General features: G+C 67.0%; 16 protein-coding genes, 1 pseudogene and 1 riboswitch. Of the genes and pseudogenes, 10 read left to right on the top strand and 7 right to left on the bottom strand.

Features of this window, described 5'->3' with window-relative positions; all coding sequences use genetic code 11:
* Nucleotides 1–115: 115 nt before the first annotated feature.
* Nucleotides 116–355 (top strand): annotated as a pseudogene (locus ACXDF8_RS06585) (hypothetical protein); the annotation flags it as partial.
* Nucleotides 352–1,155, top strand: coding sequence for a transglutaminase-like domain-containing protein (locus ACXDF8_RS06580; protein WP_457222447.1), 804 nt, complete (start codon nucleotides 352–354; stop codon nucleotides 1,153–1,155). The pseudogene ACXDF8_RS06585 and the gene ACXDF8_RS06580, both read left to right, overlap by 4 nt.
* A 356-nt stretch (nucleotides 1,156–1,511) precedes the next feature.
* Here the strand turns inward: ACXDF8_RS06580 and ACXDF8_RS06575 are convergent, their stop codons facing one another.
* The 4 genes from ACXDF8_RS06575 to ACXDF8_RS06560 all read right to left on the bottom strand — a co-directional run bounded on the left by ACXDF8_RS06575 (nucleotide 1,512) and on the right by ACXDF8_RS06560 (nucleotide 4,656).
* Entirely contained in the window at nucleotides 1,512–1,793 is a 282-nt protein-coding gene (locus ACXDF8_RS06575; protein ID WP_457222446.1) for a hypothetical protein, read from the bottom strand.
* Between the two features lie 131 nt (nucleotides 1,794–1,924).
* Nucleotides 1,925–2,470 (bottom strand): LppA family lipoprotein, encoded by a 546-nt coding sequence (locus ACXDF8_RS06570; protein WP_457222445.1) that lies wholly within the window; start codon nucleotides 2,468–2,470, stop codon nucleotides 1,925–1,927.
* Nucleotides 2,471–2,481: 11 nt separating this feature from the next.
* Nucleotides 2,482–4,320 (bottom strand): alpha/beta hydrolase, encoded by a 1,839-nt coding sequence (locus tag ACXDF8_RS06565; RefSeq protein ID WP_457222444.1) that lies wholly within the window; start codon nucleotides 4,318–4,320, stop codon nucleotides 2,482–2,484.
* Nucleotides 4,321–4,326: 6 nt separating this feature from the next.
* Complete coding sequence (locus ACXDF8_RS06560; RefSeq protein WP_457222443.1) at nucleotides 4,327–4,656, bottom strand: WXG100 family type VII secretion target; 330 nt, start codon at nucleotides 4,654–4,656, stop codon at nucleotides 4,327–4,329.
* Nucleotides 4,657–4,765: 109 nt separating this feature from the next.
* Nucleotides 4,766–4,874, top strand: a riboswitch (TPP riboswitch).
* On the opposite strand from ACXDF8_RS06560, the gene ACXDF8_RS06555 reads away from it, so the two are divergent.
* From ACXDF8_RS06555 to ACXDF8_RS06530, 6 genes are all read left to right on the top strand, one after another.
* A complete protein-coding gene (locus tag ACXDF8_RS06555) occupies nucleotides 4,867–5,499 on the top strand; it encodes an ECF transporter S component (protein WP_457222442.1) in 633 nt (210 codons plus the stop codon). (Overlaps the previous riboswitch by 8 nt.)
* Nucleotides 5,496–6,968 carry an ABC transporter ATP-binding protein gene (locus ACXDF8_RS06550; protein ID WP_457222441.1) on the top strand — a complete coding sequence of 491 codons (1,473 nt, stop codon included), beginning with the start codon at nucleotides 5,496–5,498 and terminating at the stop codon, nucleotides 6,966–6,968. The genes ACXDF8_RS06555 and ACXDF8_RS06550 overlap by 4 nt, the downstream gene beginning before the upstream one ends.
* Nucleotides 6,965–7,747, top strand: a complete 783-nt coding sequence (locus ACXDF8_RS06545; protein WP_457222440.1) for an energy-coupling factor transporter transmembrane component T family protein — start codon at nucleotides 6,965–6,967, stop codon at nucleotides 7,745–7,747. Before ACXDF8_RS06550 ends, ACXDF8_RS06545 begins: the two co-directional genes overlap by 4 nt.
* Nucleotides 7,734–8,264 carry a nucleoside/nucleotide kinase family protein gene (locus ACXDF8_RS06540; RefSeq protein WP_457222439.1) on the top strand — a complete coding sequence of 177 codons (531 nt, stop codon included), beginning with the start codon at nucleotides 7,734–7,736 and terminating at the stop codon, nucleotides 8,262–8,264. Before ACXDF8_RS06545 ends, ACXDF8_RS06540 begins: the two co-directional genes overlap by 14 nt.
* A 131-nt stretch (nucleotides 8,265–8,395) precedes the next feature.
* On the top strand, nucleotides 8,396–9,424 hold the full coding sequence (locus ACXDF8_RS06535) for a 3-oxoacyl-ACP synthase III family protein (protein ID WP_457222438.1): 1,029 nt from the start codon (nucleotides 8,396–8,398) through the stop codon (nucleotides 9,422–9,424).
* Nucleotides 9,421–10,536, top strand: coding sequence for a sulfotransferase family protein (locus tag ACXDF8_RS06530; RefSeq protein ID WP_457222437.1), 1,116 nt, complete (start codon nucleotides 9,421–9,423; stop codon nucleotides 10,534–10,536). The genes ACXDF8_RS06535 and ACXDF8_RS06530 overlap by 4 nt, the downstream gene beginning before the upstream one ends.
* Nucleotides 10,537–10,716: 180 nt before the next feature.
* Here the strand turns inward: ACXDF8_RS06530 and ACXDF8_RS06525 are convergent, their stop codons facing one another.
* Nucleotides 10,717–11,013: a hypothetical protein gene (locus ACXDF8_RS06525; protein ID WP_457222436.1), complete on the bottom strand. Its 297-nt coding sequence runs from the start codon at nucleotides 11,011–11,013 to the stop codon at nucleotides 10,717–10,719.
* Nucleotides 11,014–11,017: 4 nt separating this feature from the next.
* Between ACXDF8_RS06525 and ACXDF8_RS06520 the strand changes: the two genes are divergently transcribed.
* A complete protein-coding gene (locus ACXDF8_RS06520; RefSeq protein ID WP_457222435.1) occupies nucleotides 11,018–12,550 on the top strand; it encodes a hypothetical protein in 1,533 nt (510 codons plus the stop codon).
* Between the two features lie 31 nt (nucleotides 12,551–12,581).
* On the opposite strand, the gene ACXDF8_RS06515 is transcribed toward ACXDF8_RS06520, so the two are convergent.
* Nucleotides 12,582–13,148, bottom strand: coding sequence for an RES family NAD+ phosphorylase (locus ACXDF8_RS06515; RefSeq protein WP_457222434.1), 567 nt, complete (start codon nucleotides 13,146–13,148; stop codon nucleotides 12,582–12,584).
* A 128-nt stretch (nucleotides 13,149–13,276) separates the two neighbouring features.
* A complete protein-coding gene (locus ACXDF8_RS06510) occupies nucleotides 13,277–13,948 on the bottom strand; it encodes an antitoxin Xre/MbcA/ParS toxin-binding domain-containing protein (protein WP_457222433.1) in 672 nt (223 codons plus the stop codon).
* Between the two features lie 124 nt (nucleotides 13,949–14,072).
* Here ACXDF8_RS06510 and ACXDF8_RS06505 point away from each other — a divergent pair, with 124 nt between their 5' ends.
* Nucleotides 14,073–14,291: a hypothetical protein gene (locus ACXDF8_RS06505; protein WP_457222432.1), complete on the top strand. Its 219-nt coding sequence runs from the start codon at nucleotides 14,073–14,075 to the stop codon at nucleotides 14,289–14,291.
* Nucleotides 14,292–14,459: the final 168 nt, after the last annotated feature.

Below are 14,459 nucleotides of genomic sequence, written 5' to 3'. Positions count from 1 at the left end.
CACCAACGAATTGCGTGCTGTTGCAACAGCTTGCCGATGAGTGCGACGTCGAGCCCCGAAGCCTTCGACCAACGCGTTGGTGCACCCCCTTGATCCGTAGCTCGACGTCACACCCGAATCCGTTCTGGTGCTGCGCAGTGCCGGGCCCCAGGGTGCACCTGGCATACCGGAGTCGAGCCAGCTGCCGATCCCGAACACGCTGCGCGGCTATGGGGTGACCGGCGTGGTCCGCATCTCCGACGCGCAGATGAGCGGCACCGCCTACGGGAAGTGCGTGTTGCATGTCAGCCCGGAGGCGGCGGTGGACGCACCGCCGCGCACAAGCCTGGCCCGTGGCGCATCATTGCGGATATGAAACGAGAAGTGGGCGCCCAGCTCGACGTCGAGATCACCGCGCCCACCACCCTGGAATTCCAGATCGCGATTGCCCCGCATCCAAACACCGTCGTGACCGAATCGCTGAGCTTCGTACTGAACGGGCAGCCCATCCAGGCCATGGAGATCAGCGGTGAACACGGCAACCGCATCCACAAGTTCGACGCCGCGGTGGGAACACTGAGCGTCAGCTACGCCGCCACCGTCATCGGCCAGACCGATCCGGCACCGGTCACCGAATACGACCTGTCGAAGTATCTGCGGCCCAGCCGATACGCCGAGGCGGACAAGTTCTACGGTTTCGCCGCAACCGAATTCGGTGCGACCGACGACCCCGTCACGTTGTTGGAGAACGTCAGCTCCTGGGTCGGCACCCGCCTGAACTATGTGCCCGGCTCGAGCGATCCCATCGACGGGGCCGTCGAGACCCTCCTGGCCGGTGAAGGCGTTTGCCGCGACTACGCGCACCTGGTGGTCGCACTGTTGCGTGCGGTGAACATCCCGGCCCGATTGGTGTCGGTCTACGCACCAGGCTTGTACCCGATGGATTTCCACGCGGTGGCCGAGGCATTTGTCGAGGGTCAGTGGCGTGTGGTGGACGCGACCCTGTTGGCGCCACGTCAAGCACTGGTTCGGATAGCCACCGGCCGCGACGCCGCGGACACCGCGTTCCTGGACAACCACAAGGGCCAGATCACCCTGAACAACATGACGGTGAGCGCGCTGGTCGCCGGGGACCTGCCGGTAGACACGGTGGACCACCTGGCCTCAATTCGCTGAGCCCAAGCGCTCCCCTGCCACCACCGTCGCCTTCGCAGCAGGTGCCGAGCATCTTCCGATCGCCGACGCATGGGTGGACACCATCGAACACGTCCGTTCCTCGTCACGCTTCCTGGCGTCGCGGCAAGACCCATTGGTGCGGCCCCGGCCCGGCTTCGCCGGTGGATGGGTGTGCAACCGCACACCACACTGGATACGTTGCGCGTCAGTGGTTTCCATGTATGACGCCCCTCGGCGACATGGTATGAGATGCCGCCGATCGTCGGTCCGCTCGCCGTTGGGCGCGCGACCCGCTGACCGCCTATCGCCTCGTGCCTCAAACCGGTATGACGCCGAGTCCAGCGAGTAGGGCGCGGCTACTCGGTGTCGAAAGCCGCGAGACGCTCGGCCACCCGCGCCAGCGCGTCGTCGAAGATCTCCACCTTCTCACCGCGCTTCTCGTTGGCGGGCTGGGCGGCTCCCCGCGCCGCCTCGGCTTCCACCCGGGCCGCGCCCTGGCGCCGCAACAGACTGAAGTTCTTCTCGCGGGCGTTCCGGAGCCGGGTCTGCAGTTCTTTCAGCGACTTTTCGTCCAGGCGCTCCAGAACAGCAGCGTCGCTCTGATCGATCAGCGAGGTTTCCTGCGGGGTCAGGTTCACGTGGTGAGTGCTCACCGTTGATTCATAGCCGTTGCGCCGCGCCCCGTGGCGGCGAATCGCCGAACGGCTCGACTAATCGTTGCGAGCAGGACATATTCTGTTCACCCGGCCGGACCGGTCGCACTTCGGCGCTACGGCAATCGACAACCGGTGTAGGCGGAGACGACCATGTTGCCCTTGTAGGAGAACTTCACGAACATGCCGGCGGGCCCGGTGAACCACACATCGTGCCTGCCTGGCTGGTCCTGCATGACCTGGACTTCGGCGGCGCCGACCGCGGTGGCCGCGTTCTTGACGATGTCGAGCAGCCTTTCCCAGTCGCTTTCGCTCACGGTGACGTTCTCGGCGACCCGGTTGGCGAGGTAGGCCGCCTTGCCCCCGGTCTGCTCATAGGGCGCCGAACAGCTGCTCCCCTCGGCGTTGTCTGCGCTCTGCCAGACAACGCCAGGCACGTATTGGGTTGCCAAAGTAGTGATCTTGGTGAGCGCGTCCTCCAGTTGGGCTTTGGTGGCCTCGAAGGGCGGTAGCGATTTCAGTTCGTCGAGTGCCTGGCCGGCCGCGGTGGACGGGGTTGGGGCATAGGGCTGTTCCACGTGACATCCTGTCGTTGCAACGATGAGGGCGAGCACCCCGCAGAGCGGAAGCCTGGCGATCTGCCGGGTGGTGAGGAGCCTCATACGTCTGCTTTCTATCTCTGGCGGACCGCGTCGCCGCTGAGCCCGGCGATGACGGCGGCGATATTGAAGTTGGTCGTGCGGGGCAATCCGTCGTCGGTGAATCGTGGGTATTCGCTGTGGCCGTGCGCGGCATCGAGATTCAGTGTGCCGCCCCCACCGTCGGGGACGCTGACGGCACCGGTTTCCAGGTGGACGAAGTTCGGGTTGGTCGCCGGGTTGGGGCCGAACTTGCCGGCGCCGGAGAGATCCATCGTCCGCATGATCGATTCACCGAAGTCCCGGAACGGGGGCGGTAGCGTCGCCGCCGCGACATGCGCCCACGGCGGTAGGTCGTAGACATTCTGGATGGGGTCGTCCGGTGTCTCCATGGTGAAGACGTGCCCGGACTGCAGGCCCAGGTCAGCAGGTGTCGAGGCTTCGATGCCGGGTGAGCCGTAGAGGATGGCATCGCCGACGCTGTGGTTGCCGGGCTCTTGCAGTGCCAGCCCGGTGGTCAGGGAACCGTAGGAGTGGCCGACCGCGGTGAGGTGGACCGGACCGCCCTCGTGCGCGCCGGCGATGCCGTCATAGAACTTCGACAGGTCGACCGCGCCGGCCCGGGCCACCGCATCGTGGCTGACCTCCCAGCCTCCTGCTGCCGACCCACGCAGGTCGTCCCATCCGGACACCTGCGGGGCGTCGTAGCCGATCCACGCCACGGTGGCCACCGTGTCGTGGGCGTGACCGGGGTTGGCCTGGAGCTGCCGAAGCGCCTCCTGCCGCAGGTGTGCCGCTTCGTTGGCCATCCCCTCGACGGCACCGTGCACGGTGGTGTTGAGACCGGGGGTGGTCACCGAGACGTGATCGGCTCGATCCGGGTCGCCGACCGCGACGGCCGCTCGAGCCTGCCGGCCGCTGCTGGTGTCCAGGAGCATCAGTTTGCGTTCGGGGTGATCTTTCACCGTGGCGTCCACCGCCTGCAGATCCGGCAGGTACTTGGAGCGGGCGCGCGTGTCGTCGTATTGCCGTTGCCACGCTTCGTATTTCAGCCGGTCATCGAAGATCGCTCCCGGCCTGCTCGGCTCGGGGACGCCGCGGCCGTCGGCCCAGTCCGGGTGTTGCGCCTTGAGCGCGTCAGCCTGCGCCTGGGCGGTCTCGGCATCGGAGAGCTGATCGGCGAGATGGAGCCGGTTGTAGTGGTCGCTGCCCGGGTACTGGTCGTCGCCGGCGGGCATGCCCGGGTGGTTGCCGATGTTGTGGTCGTGGCTGAAGAGGTAGTCCTTCTGATCCCTGGACAGGCTTCGCCAGTATTCGGCGAACTGTTTCGGGTCATCCGGCGGCGGGTGATCAGGGATCTCCGGGTGCGGCCCCGACGGTGGAATCGCGGTCGTACCGCTCGCCATGTTGATGGCGTTGGCCAGTGCCATATCGACGAGGTTGGCCTCGGCCACGATCGTGTCCAGCCGCGGCTGCAACTGGGCCTGTTTGAGTTGGGCTTCCATCGGATTGCGGACGGTCGGCCCGGGCACGACGGTGCCCGCTATCGGATCGATCTCCATCCCGAGCGACTCGGCGTCGGCCTTCACCGTCGCGAGTTCGGATTTGATGCGCTCGATGTTGTCGGCGGCGCTGCGGGCGGCGTTGGCGACGACCAGCGCCTCCTCGCCATGGGCGTCGAGGTCTTTGCGGGTCTGGCTAATGGCGTCGGTGGCGGCCTCGGCCGCCTCACCGCCCCACGTCTCGAAAGCGGGCAGCCTCGCCAGGCCGTCGGCGGCATCCTTGATCGCCTGGGCCCGGCTGCTCGCGGCATGGAACACCTCACGCACGTCCCCGGCGTTCCAGCGCTCGATGTCGGCGACGGTCAAGGTCACAACAGCTCAGCGTTCGGACTGTGCCGCGATCGCGTTCGCGGCCGCTGCCGGCTCCTGCAGCGCTTGGCTGTGTCGCTGCTCCATCTCGACGAAGTCCAGGGCGCTGGCGTGCAGGCCCTGGGCGTGATCGCTCAACCGGTTCACCAATGCACTCGTCGTGGCCACCCACTTCTCGGCCAGCACTGTCATGGCCTGCGCCGAGGCGCCCTGCCAGCCGCCCTGGGCGGCGTCGATCCGGCTGGCTGCCACCGCATGGGTGCTCGCCACATCCTCGCCGTGGCCGGTGACGGCGGTACCGGAAGCGGTCAGATCACCGATGTTGACCCGAAGCGACACCTCATCCCCCTTCAGACCTGCTGGCTTATGGATACCAGCAAAGACCAGTCGGACGCCAGTAACCCTGGATGGCTGCCAGCCACTAGGCGCCAGCCACTAGATTGAAGGGCGCTAACCACACGGGAGCGCACACCGGGTGCGCTGAGAGGACGGCTCGTCCGTCGACCGTACGAACCTGACCGGGTAATGCCGGCGTAGGGAGTGAAGAGAATGAGTGTGTCGTCCGTTTCTGAAAACACCGGCGGCGCCCACCAGGTGCCCCGCTGGCGCGTCATCGACATTGTGGTGGCCAGCGTATTGGCAGTCGCCTCGGGCATGGTGTTCGTGTTGTGGAACGTCGCCGCCAACCCCATCAGCGCTCCACTGGGTGCGGCCCTGCCGGGGTTGAATGCGCTTGTCGGCGGGGGCTGGCTGTTCGCCGGTGTGCTCACCGCGCTGGTCGTCCGTAAGCCGGGGGCGGCGGTGTACGGCGAGATGGTCGCCGCCACGGTGTCCGCTCTGGTCGGAAACCAATGGGGGGTAATGACATTGGAGTCCGGACTGGTGCAGGGCCTGGCTGCCGAGCTGGTCTTCGCGATCTTCCTCTACCGCCGCTGGGGTCTGCCCGTCGCGGTGCTTGCCGGTGCCGCCGCCGGTCTTGCGATGGCCGTCAACGACATCGTCATCTGGTATCCGGGCTCGGCAGCGTCCTTCGTCGCCATCTACACCGTCGCCGGCGTGGTCTCCGGCGCCCTGCTCGCCGGGCTGCTGTCCTGGGCGGTGGTCCGAGCGCTGGCCCGCACCGGCGCCCTGTCGCGCTTCGAATCCGGTCGGCAGAGTCAGGATCTCGGCACCGTGTCGTGACCGGGCAGCCGCAACCCGGCTCGGCGGCCGAGGTCACCGCGCGGGGATGGGGGTGGCGTCACGCCGGGCGGGCGCGACCCACCATCGACGGCCTGGACCTCACGATCGAGGCGGGACAACGGGTGTTGCTGCTGGGCCCCTCGGGAGCCGGTAAGTCCACCCTGTTGCACGGGTTGGCCGGTCTGTTGGGCGGCAGTGAAGACGGCTCGGAGACCGGCGAATTGCTGGTCGACGGCGCTCCCCCGGCTCGTCGGCGGCACCGGATCGGCATGGTGCTGCAGAATCCCGACGCGCAGGTGATCCTGCCCCGTGTCGGAGACGATGTCGCCTTCGGGATGGAGAACTTCGGCGTCAGCCGCGACGAGATCTGGCCCCGGGTCCGGGAGTCGTTGGCCGCGATCGGACTGGACCTTGCGCTGCAGCACAGTACGTCCGCGCTGTCGGGCGGGCAGAAACAGCGCCTGGCATTGGCCGGTGTCCTCGCGATGGCACCCGGGCTGATCCTGCTCGACGAGCCGACCGCGAACCTCGATCCGGCCGGCGTGGCCGAGGTGCGCGACGCCGTCGCTGCGGTGGTGCGCCGGACCGGTGCGACGCTCGTCGTGATCGAACACCGAACGTCGGTGTGGCTGCCCGTCGTCGATCGGGTCGTCGTGCTCGGCGAGGACGGCGCGATCGCGGCCGACGGCCCCGCTGCGGAGACCATCTCCCGGGAACGTGATCGCCTCACCCATGCCGGCATCTGGGTGCCGGGCGATCCACTGCCCCGGTTGCAACGCGACCGGAAGCCTGACGGAGACACCGCGCTGGTGGCCGCTGGCCTGGGCATCGGGCAACCAGCCGCCCCGCCGTTGCCGCACACCCTCGATTTCACGATTCCGCAGGGCGCGACGACTGTCATCACCGGACCCAACGGTGCAGGAAAGTCGACTCTCGCCCTCACCCTCGGCGGCCTGCTTCCCGCGCGCTACGGCAGCCTCTCGGCCACCGCGGCGCTCGCGCCCAGTGGGCGCAAACGCGAACCGATCCGCTGGCGTTCACGCGAACTGCTCACCCGCATCGGCAGCGTCTTCCAGGACCCGGAGCACCAATTCCTCACCGGGCGGGTGCGGGACGAAATCGCACTCGGGCCAAGCGCATTGCGGCTTCCCGCGGCCGAGATCTCGAAGCTGACCGACGATCTGCTGCGCCGTCTGCGGCTGTCACACCTCGTCGACGCCAACCCTTACACGCTGTCCGGCGGCGAGAAGCGCCGCCTGTCGGTGGCCACCGTGCTCGCCACCAAGCCACGCGTCATGGTGCTCGACGAGCCGACGTTCGGCCAGGACCGCAACACGTGGGAAGAGCTCGTGCGCATCATGGCCGAAGCGGTCGACGACGGCGTGGCAGTGGTGGCCAGCACGCATGACAGCGACTTCATCGACGTGCTCGCCGACCATCGCATCGAGCTGCCGGGCGGACGAGCATGACCGTCGTCCCCGTCCCCGTCGCCGTCGCCGCGCCGCGGCTGAATCCGGTGGCGAAGCTGGCCACGGCCGTGGTGATCGCCGTCGCCCTGATCCTCAGCCTGGACTGGGTGTCGGCGTCGACGGCGCTGGTGCTCGAACTGGTGTTGATCGTCGTATTACGGATACCCCTGCGGCCGTTGCTGTCTCGCAGTGCTGCCCTTCTTCTGGCTGCGACGCTGACTGCGGTGACCATCCTGCTCTACGGTCAGGTCAGCGGCACGGTGCACTGGCACTTTCTGCTCGTCACTGTCAGCGACGGGTCGATCACGTTGGCGGCGGCCACATTCCTGCGGGTGCTGGCCATCGCGTTGCCGTCGGTTGCGCTGTTCATCGACACCGATCCGACGGATCTCGCCGACGCGCTGGGGCAGATCCTCCGGCTGCCCGCTCGTTTCGTCCTCGGCGCGCTGGCGGGTCTGCGTCTGGTCGGCCTGCTCGGCGACGATTGGCGCACGATCGGACACGCTCGCCGGGCACGCGGCGTCGGCGATCACGCCCGGATTCGGCGCACCGCCGGCCAGGCGTTCGCGCTACTGGTGTCGGCGATCCGGCGCGGCTCGACGCTGGCGACCGCGATGGAAGCTCGCGGATTGGGAGCCCATCCGACGCGCACCTGGGCAAGGCCGTCAGTGCTGACGTGGCGGGACGGGGCAGTCGTCGCGGCGGGACTGGTGATCGCCGCGGTGGCGATCACCGTGTCGATCGCCGCCGGACACTGGAATTTCATTGCAACGCCCTGATATTGCGGACCAGTTGCGCCGGGTCGACGCGCGCACGGTGCTGATCGACGGACGGTCGGGCTCGGGCAAGACCACACTGGCCACGCAACTGCACAGTGATTGGGCGGGCAGCGTGCTGGTCCATCTCGACGACATCTATCCGGGCTGGGATGGGTTGCGCGCCGGTAGTGAGCACGCCCGGCGCTGGTTGCTCGAACCGCGCCGGGCGGGACGCCCCGGCCGGTGGCGGCGGTGGGACTGGGCGACGTCAGAACCGGCCGAATGGCACACCGTCGATGCCGATGCGCGGGTCATCATCGAAGGCGCGGGCGCCCTCACCACCGCCAGCCGCGCGCTGGCCGATCTCGGCGTGTGGGTCGAATGCCCCGCGGCGGTGCGTAAGCGGCGGGCCCTGCTGCGCGACGGCGCCATCTTCGACGGCCACTGGGAGCAATGGGCGGCCCAAGAAGACGACCACATCGCCCGGCACCGGCCGCAATCGCTGGCCGACGTCGTGGTCATGGACGGGGCTGGGTGAACCCACAGATGCCCTGACCGGCCGATCGACACGAGGGTGACGGCGGTATGCGAAGGGCCACGTGGTGACGGCCTGTTCCCATTAATCTGATGCGGGAAGCACCCGACCAAGAGCAAGGACGGTTCGCCCTCATGACGATTCCTCGACTGCATCTCTCGAGGCCCGCGGTGGTGCTTCCGGATACCGCAGTGGACAACGAGGAGTTGATAACCCGGGTCCGTGACTCGTTTCGGGGCACCAGCGCCGACTGGGCGCCCATCGAGCTCGCTATCCGATATGCCTTCGACCGATGTAACAGCAAGATGCGGTACCTCGAAGAGGACGCCACCGTGTCCCCCGGGGAGTTCGCCGCGCGCGCAGCGGCCGCCTGCCTCGAACAGAACGGCGTGGCGGCCGGCGACATCGACCTACTGGTCTACGGCGGAATTGCCCGCGACGCTTTCGAGCCCGCCACCGCCACCGAGGTCGCCGGCCGGCTCGGCGCGACCCCCCTGCATGCCATGGACGTCACCTGCGCCTGCGCCGGCCTGCTCGAAGCGCTCCACGTTGTCGCCGGCTACTTCGCCCTGCACGACGACATCGACACGGCACTCATCTGCGCCGGGGAAATCACCCGAGACCGGGTCAGCTACGACTTCCAGACCATCGACGACGTGTCAGTCGAGGTGGCCGGACTGACACTCGGTAACGCCGCCGCAGCCCTGCTGGTCACCCGGGACCTCCTGCCCGCGGGCGGCGCGCGGGTGTTGGCGCTGCAGCACAAGACACTGTCCGAACACTATGACCTGTGCCGGGCGCCGGTGGACGGCCACTTCGTGTCCAGGTCCACCGAACTGTTCGCGCTCGGCGTCCACGTCCCGGGCGAAATGCGGCGCCTGTTGTCCGGTGTCGGATGGGTGCCGGAGGACGTCGATCACTACGTGTTTCACCAACCCAGCGAGTCGATGGTGGAACAGGTGCTGAACGGCCTCGGTGCACGGCCGCAGGCCGGAATCGTCACGCACGCCTTGTTCGGTAATACCGCCAGTACCTCGTGGGCGCTGGCGTTGGATTACCGCCTCAAACAAGGTTCGGTGCACGCCGGCGACAGGATGATCCTGGCCAGCGCCGCCGCCGGCTTCACCATCGTCGGGGCCGCTGCGGTATGGGCGGACCGGTGAGCCACTACCTGCGGCTCTACCGGGTCATCAGCCAGACCTTCGGGTTCAGGGTGCGTCCGATCGGCGCGTTTCTTCTTCTGCAAGTGCGCCAAGCCATTTCGGCGGTGACCCTGGGCATGGATCATCTCGTCTACCCGCGCCACCGCACGCAGCCGATCGATCGGCCGATCTTCGTCGTCGGCAATCCGCGCAGCGGTACCACTTTCCTGCACCGGTTGTTGCTCGGTGCGGGCGGCATGGCCTCCTTCGAGCTGTGGGAGATGCTCTTCCCCGCCATCACGGCGCGAAAGCTGCTCGGGCGCATCGTCCCCCGCATGGACCGGCTCTCTCCAGCCCGCTACCACGCCTCCGACGTACACGACACCAGTCTGCGGGGCATCGAGACCGACGACGTGGCGTGGTTCTTCCGCACCCTCGACGGCCCGTTCTCCTGGGCTTATTTCCTTGCCTGGCAGGACAACTGGGGCAGCGAACTGTCCCAGCACAGTTTCGGCATCGTCGACGTGACCGACCACGAACGACAACGCTTCTTCCGGTATTACGAGGCCTGCTGGCGGCGGAACCTGTTCTACAAACGACGCAACCGCATCCTGGCGAAAACAAGCATGCTGGCCTTCCGGCTGCCGGAAGTGCTGCAGCGCTACCCGGATTGCAAACTCGTCTACATCATCCGCGACCCGGTCGAGGTCATTCCGTCCGGTATGTCGCTGCTGGCCGGGGTGCTGGAGAACGGCTACGACGTGTGGAACCGCACCCGCAAAGAGGACCAGGAACGCTGGATCGAAAACCTCTACCAGGCTTCCTGCGCCATGCTCGGCACGTTCCACGAGGCACAGACGACCGGCCTCATCCCGGAACGCAATCTCTGCGTCGTGCGCTACACCGACCTGCTGCACAACCTCGAACCGACGATCGAGCGGATTCTCGACTTCATCGAAATCGAACCCACGGCGCAGTTCCGCGAAGAGGTGCGGCTACAGGCCGAACGCCAACGCGCCTACAAGAGTCGTCACGAGCACTCCCCCGACCAGTTCGGCCTCGATCCCGAACGCATCCGAACCGACCTCCAATATGTGTATGAGGCTTATGGCCTCCCGGACCGTACTGGCTGAACTGAAAGAGTGGTGTCGAGCCATGAGTACTTCACACCGGGCGTCAATGTGGATCGGTCGGGTGGGTGGCCTCGCGGTCGCCCTCGGGGTGGGAACCGTGGCGTTCGCCGGCTGCGCGATCGCCTCCGCCGACTCCGGATCGACGGAGTCATCGGGGACCTCGGCGAGCAGCTCACCCGCTCACGGCCCCACGCACGCGCGATCGGCTCGAAGCGCCACCCGCACCGTGACCGGAAAGCAGAATTCGCGGGGCAGTGCACCCAGCGCCGTGGCCAGAACAGTTGACGCGCCGACAGCGGACTCGACAGGCTCCAGTGCCGACACCGCGGAGGCGGCGATCCCCTCGTCACCGAGCACCACGGCGACACTGTCTTCTCGCGCGCGGGCATCGGCAAAGGCGCTCAACGGCGCCCGGACAGAAGCCGTCACCGCGTCGGTTGCCGTCGCGTCGGCGACGGCCACTTCGGTGTCGGCCACTTCGGTGACGGCGCCCCAGATCGCGGCGGTGGACCCCTATGCACTGAAGCCGAAAGTATCCCCTTCGGAGATCTGGACGGCCGTTGCCTCTTCGCTGGTCGGCATCGCACAGGCGGCGTTTCGCGCGGTGTCGATCGCTGTCCACGTGGGTCCGACCGTGTCGACGCTGAACCAGACGCTGCCCTTCAACGGTTACAACCTGGTGCCCAGCTCGACTGAAGTGGTCACCTCGTTCTACGGGCCGTGGACGTTCTGGCCCGGTGGACCGACGTTGGTTCAGGGGCAGCAGCAATACAGCGTTGTGGATCCCGTGACCAACGCGAGCCTGGGAAGCTTCGGCACCCTGGTCAGTACCGGTAGTCCGTTCAACCTAGGCAGTAAGTACGTCGAACTCCTGGTCACCTCGAACGACGGCGCCAACGTCGGCACCGGACCAGGTCAGGTTCCGCCGGTCGGTTCGCTGATCTCGAGGTTCGACCTGATCGGTGGGTTCGGCTGGTCCTACTCCGCCATACCGTCGTCGACCAAGGACATCGTCACGTTCAAGATTCTGACGCCCTTGGGCGACATCCCGATTCCGTTCACCTTCGACGCGGCCAAGGGTATCGCCGACCACACGGTCGACAACAGGCCAGTCGACCTCGGTAACGGATACAGCATCGTTCCGGCCGATCCCGCCGGCGAAACATACGTCGGGACAAGCGGATTCCTGCCCTACTACACCACGGTTCAGGCCCGTGAGGTCTTCGAAGTCCGTGACGCGGCGGGCAACACGGTGGGAAGTTTCGAAGGTGTTCTCACCCCCACCGCAGACGTCATGGGCGTCACGACCGAGGCAATACTGGTCACCAAGGTCACCGCTGGAACCGCCGGGACAGCCGCCGGCGACGTTCCGCCGGTGGGTTCGGTGTTCAACGTCATGTACGAGGCCAACGGCCACACCTACGCCGTGTACTCGTCGCTGCCTTCTCAGTTCGGGGACAAGGTCTCGACGATCCTGGTGAACGACGGCAAGGTGTCGAACATCGGCACCTTCCCGCTGAATCTTCTCGACGCGTCGGCGCTACCCCCCGTCAAGCGACTGCCGGCCCCCGGCGGCTTCAGTTTCCTGCCCACCTCTGATCTGGTGCCCAGTGGCGTGAATGGTTTGCCGCCCAGGGAGATTCAACTTCAGGGCTATCAGCAGTTCGGCATCTATGACGCGGCGGGCATTCAGCAGGGAAGTTTCGACGCCGACGTGTCGACCCAGCTGGACATGTACGGCACCTACAGTCAAGCAATCCTGGTCACCAAGGTCACCAGCGGCACCGCCGGAACCGACGCCGGCGATGTTCCGCCGGTGGGCTCGATGTTCAGCTACACCTACTTCGGCAACACCGGGTTCGGCACCTACTACGCCGATGTGCGTTCGGCATCGGGCGACAAAGTCACCTTCAAGATCCTGACACCACTCGGCGCCATTCCCACCTGGTCGACGTACGACGCTTCAGCCGGGTTCGGCAGCGTCTCCTTCTTCGATCCGTTCGCGACAGCGTGAGGGCACGCGCGGCGGTGTCCGCGGCCGGTGGTCAGGGTCGCTGACATGCCGGGCATTGGCCCGCCGGTATCGTCGTGACCGCGATCCGACGCTCTCGCAGTGCCACTTGCAGCCGCAACAGCACGCGGGGATCGCCGAGGGCGAAATCCTGTACTGCGCCGAAATTGTCACGCACGGCGTCCACACGGTCGTCGCAGTCCCACAACGCCGCCGCGTACCCGAAGTTGTAGGCGGTGCGATAACGCACACCACACACCTGCGGCCCAGAGGGCTGATCCTCGAAGATGGCGCGCGCCCACTGCTGGGTCAGTGAACGGGGCTCGTTGCCGGTGGCCAGGGACGGCAACGCGCCGATGGCCAGCGCGGCGCCCGGTGCGGTCAGATCGAACAGTGCCAGCGCGCTGGTGGGGGCCAGCACTGCCACCCGGTAGCGGGGGCAAATCGCGGCAACACCCGCCTCGCCGAACACTTCACACGCCGAAGTCGCCAAGTCCTGCCCGACGTAGAGCACCCGCCGGCCCGTCGGGTCGTCGGCGGGCGGGTCAGCCTGGTGGTGATGATCCAACCGGTACAGCGGGCCGTACCGGCGGAACGTCACACCGTCGGGGGTGTGAGCGCCTTCGTGGTAGACCCGGCACCATTGCCACCTCTGTTGCCCTTGTGGCGGTGCCCAGGCCCAGCGGAAATCGGCGTACGGCAGTGGACGTTTGGGCGGATCGAGTTGCCTTACCACGCAGCGGCGGTCAACGCCCGGGCCGCGGCGATCACCGCGGCGGCATTACCACTGCGAGCGATCTCACTGCGCGGCGTTCGACCGCCGAATTCCGGGTTGTCGCGCTGCATCCACCGAGAGAGGCTGACGACACCGCCGGGGAACACCTCCTGCAGGGCATCCAGACCGGGCAGGACGCCGGAGGGGTTGTCGGGGTCGAACTGCCACACCGGCAGGCGCCATTCGCGACCGGCCTTGAACCCCACCAGTTTCCGCGCGGCAAGTTTGGTGGTGATGCTCTGAGGCGCCACCCCCAGAAGCTCGGCCACCTGATCGCGGCTCATGCTCTGGGCGGCAAGTGCGCGACGCGCCGCGAACTGGTCGGCCAGATCGTCGAACACCGCGTGCGAGGCGACCTCCGATTCCGGCGCCGGACCCCAGAACCGTTCGTCGAGTCCGTCATCGGGCCCGGCGACGACTGCCGAACGCAGCCGATCGAGTTCGGCGTCATCTGCTTGCCCGACAACTGCGGCCACAGTGTCCCGCAGCCGACGCCGATCGGCGGTGGCGGCGCCGCCATCTGCCGCACCGGCGCCGCGGAGGGCAACGATGTCGATCCCCTTGGCGCGCAGCGTCTGCTCGACCTCGTCAACCTTGGACGAGTCGACCAGCAGAACCTCCAACACGGCGACCACCTCCTCTACGCAGGATACGCGGGATACGCCGGATGTGCTCCCGTACGAGGACGTCTGGCGGGTTGCCGGACCGCAAAAACAAGAAACCCGCTCCGACGCTGCTCGGAGCGGGTTTTTGAAAGTCGGGCTGCTAGCCGTAGAGGATGTCAAGTGGGACGGCGAGACGCCGACACCCGGCGAGTGGCTACGCATCAACGAGGACAGCCGCGGCACCGCAACGCTGTGGTCACCAAACTTCGACAGGCCCGGAACGGTCAAGGTCGCCCTGAATAAGCGCCGCGAAGGTGTCCTGCACGCCATCTACGACAACGACGGCGTCCTCCGGCCGTGTTAAGGCCCGAACGACTGGCTCACCTCTACAGCCGGGCACGCGGACCGAGCGAACTGTCGACGCGGGCACGCCGAACGCGACGTTGTCGGACGCAGCGGCCGCAAGCAAGAGGGGCCTCTGATCCGCAACTCGGCTCGGGCAGGATCGCCATCGGGGGAGCTGGCATTACGA

The organism is Mycolicibacterium sp. CBM1 (assembly GCF_054073305.1).
Note: the sequence above shows the minus strand (reverse complement) of the source record. Positions and strands in the feature narration are given on the sequence as shown.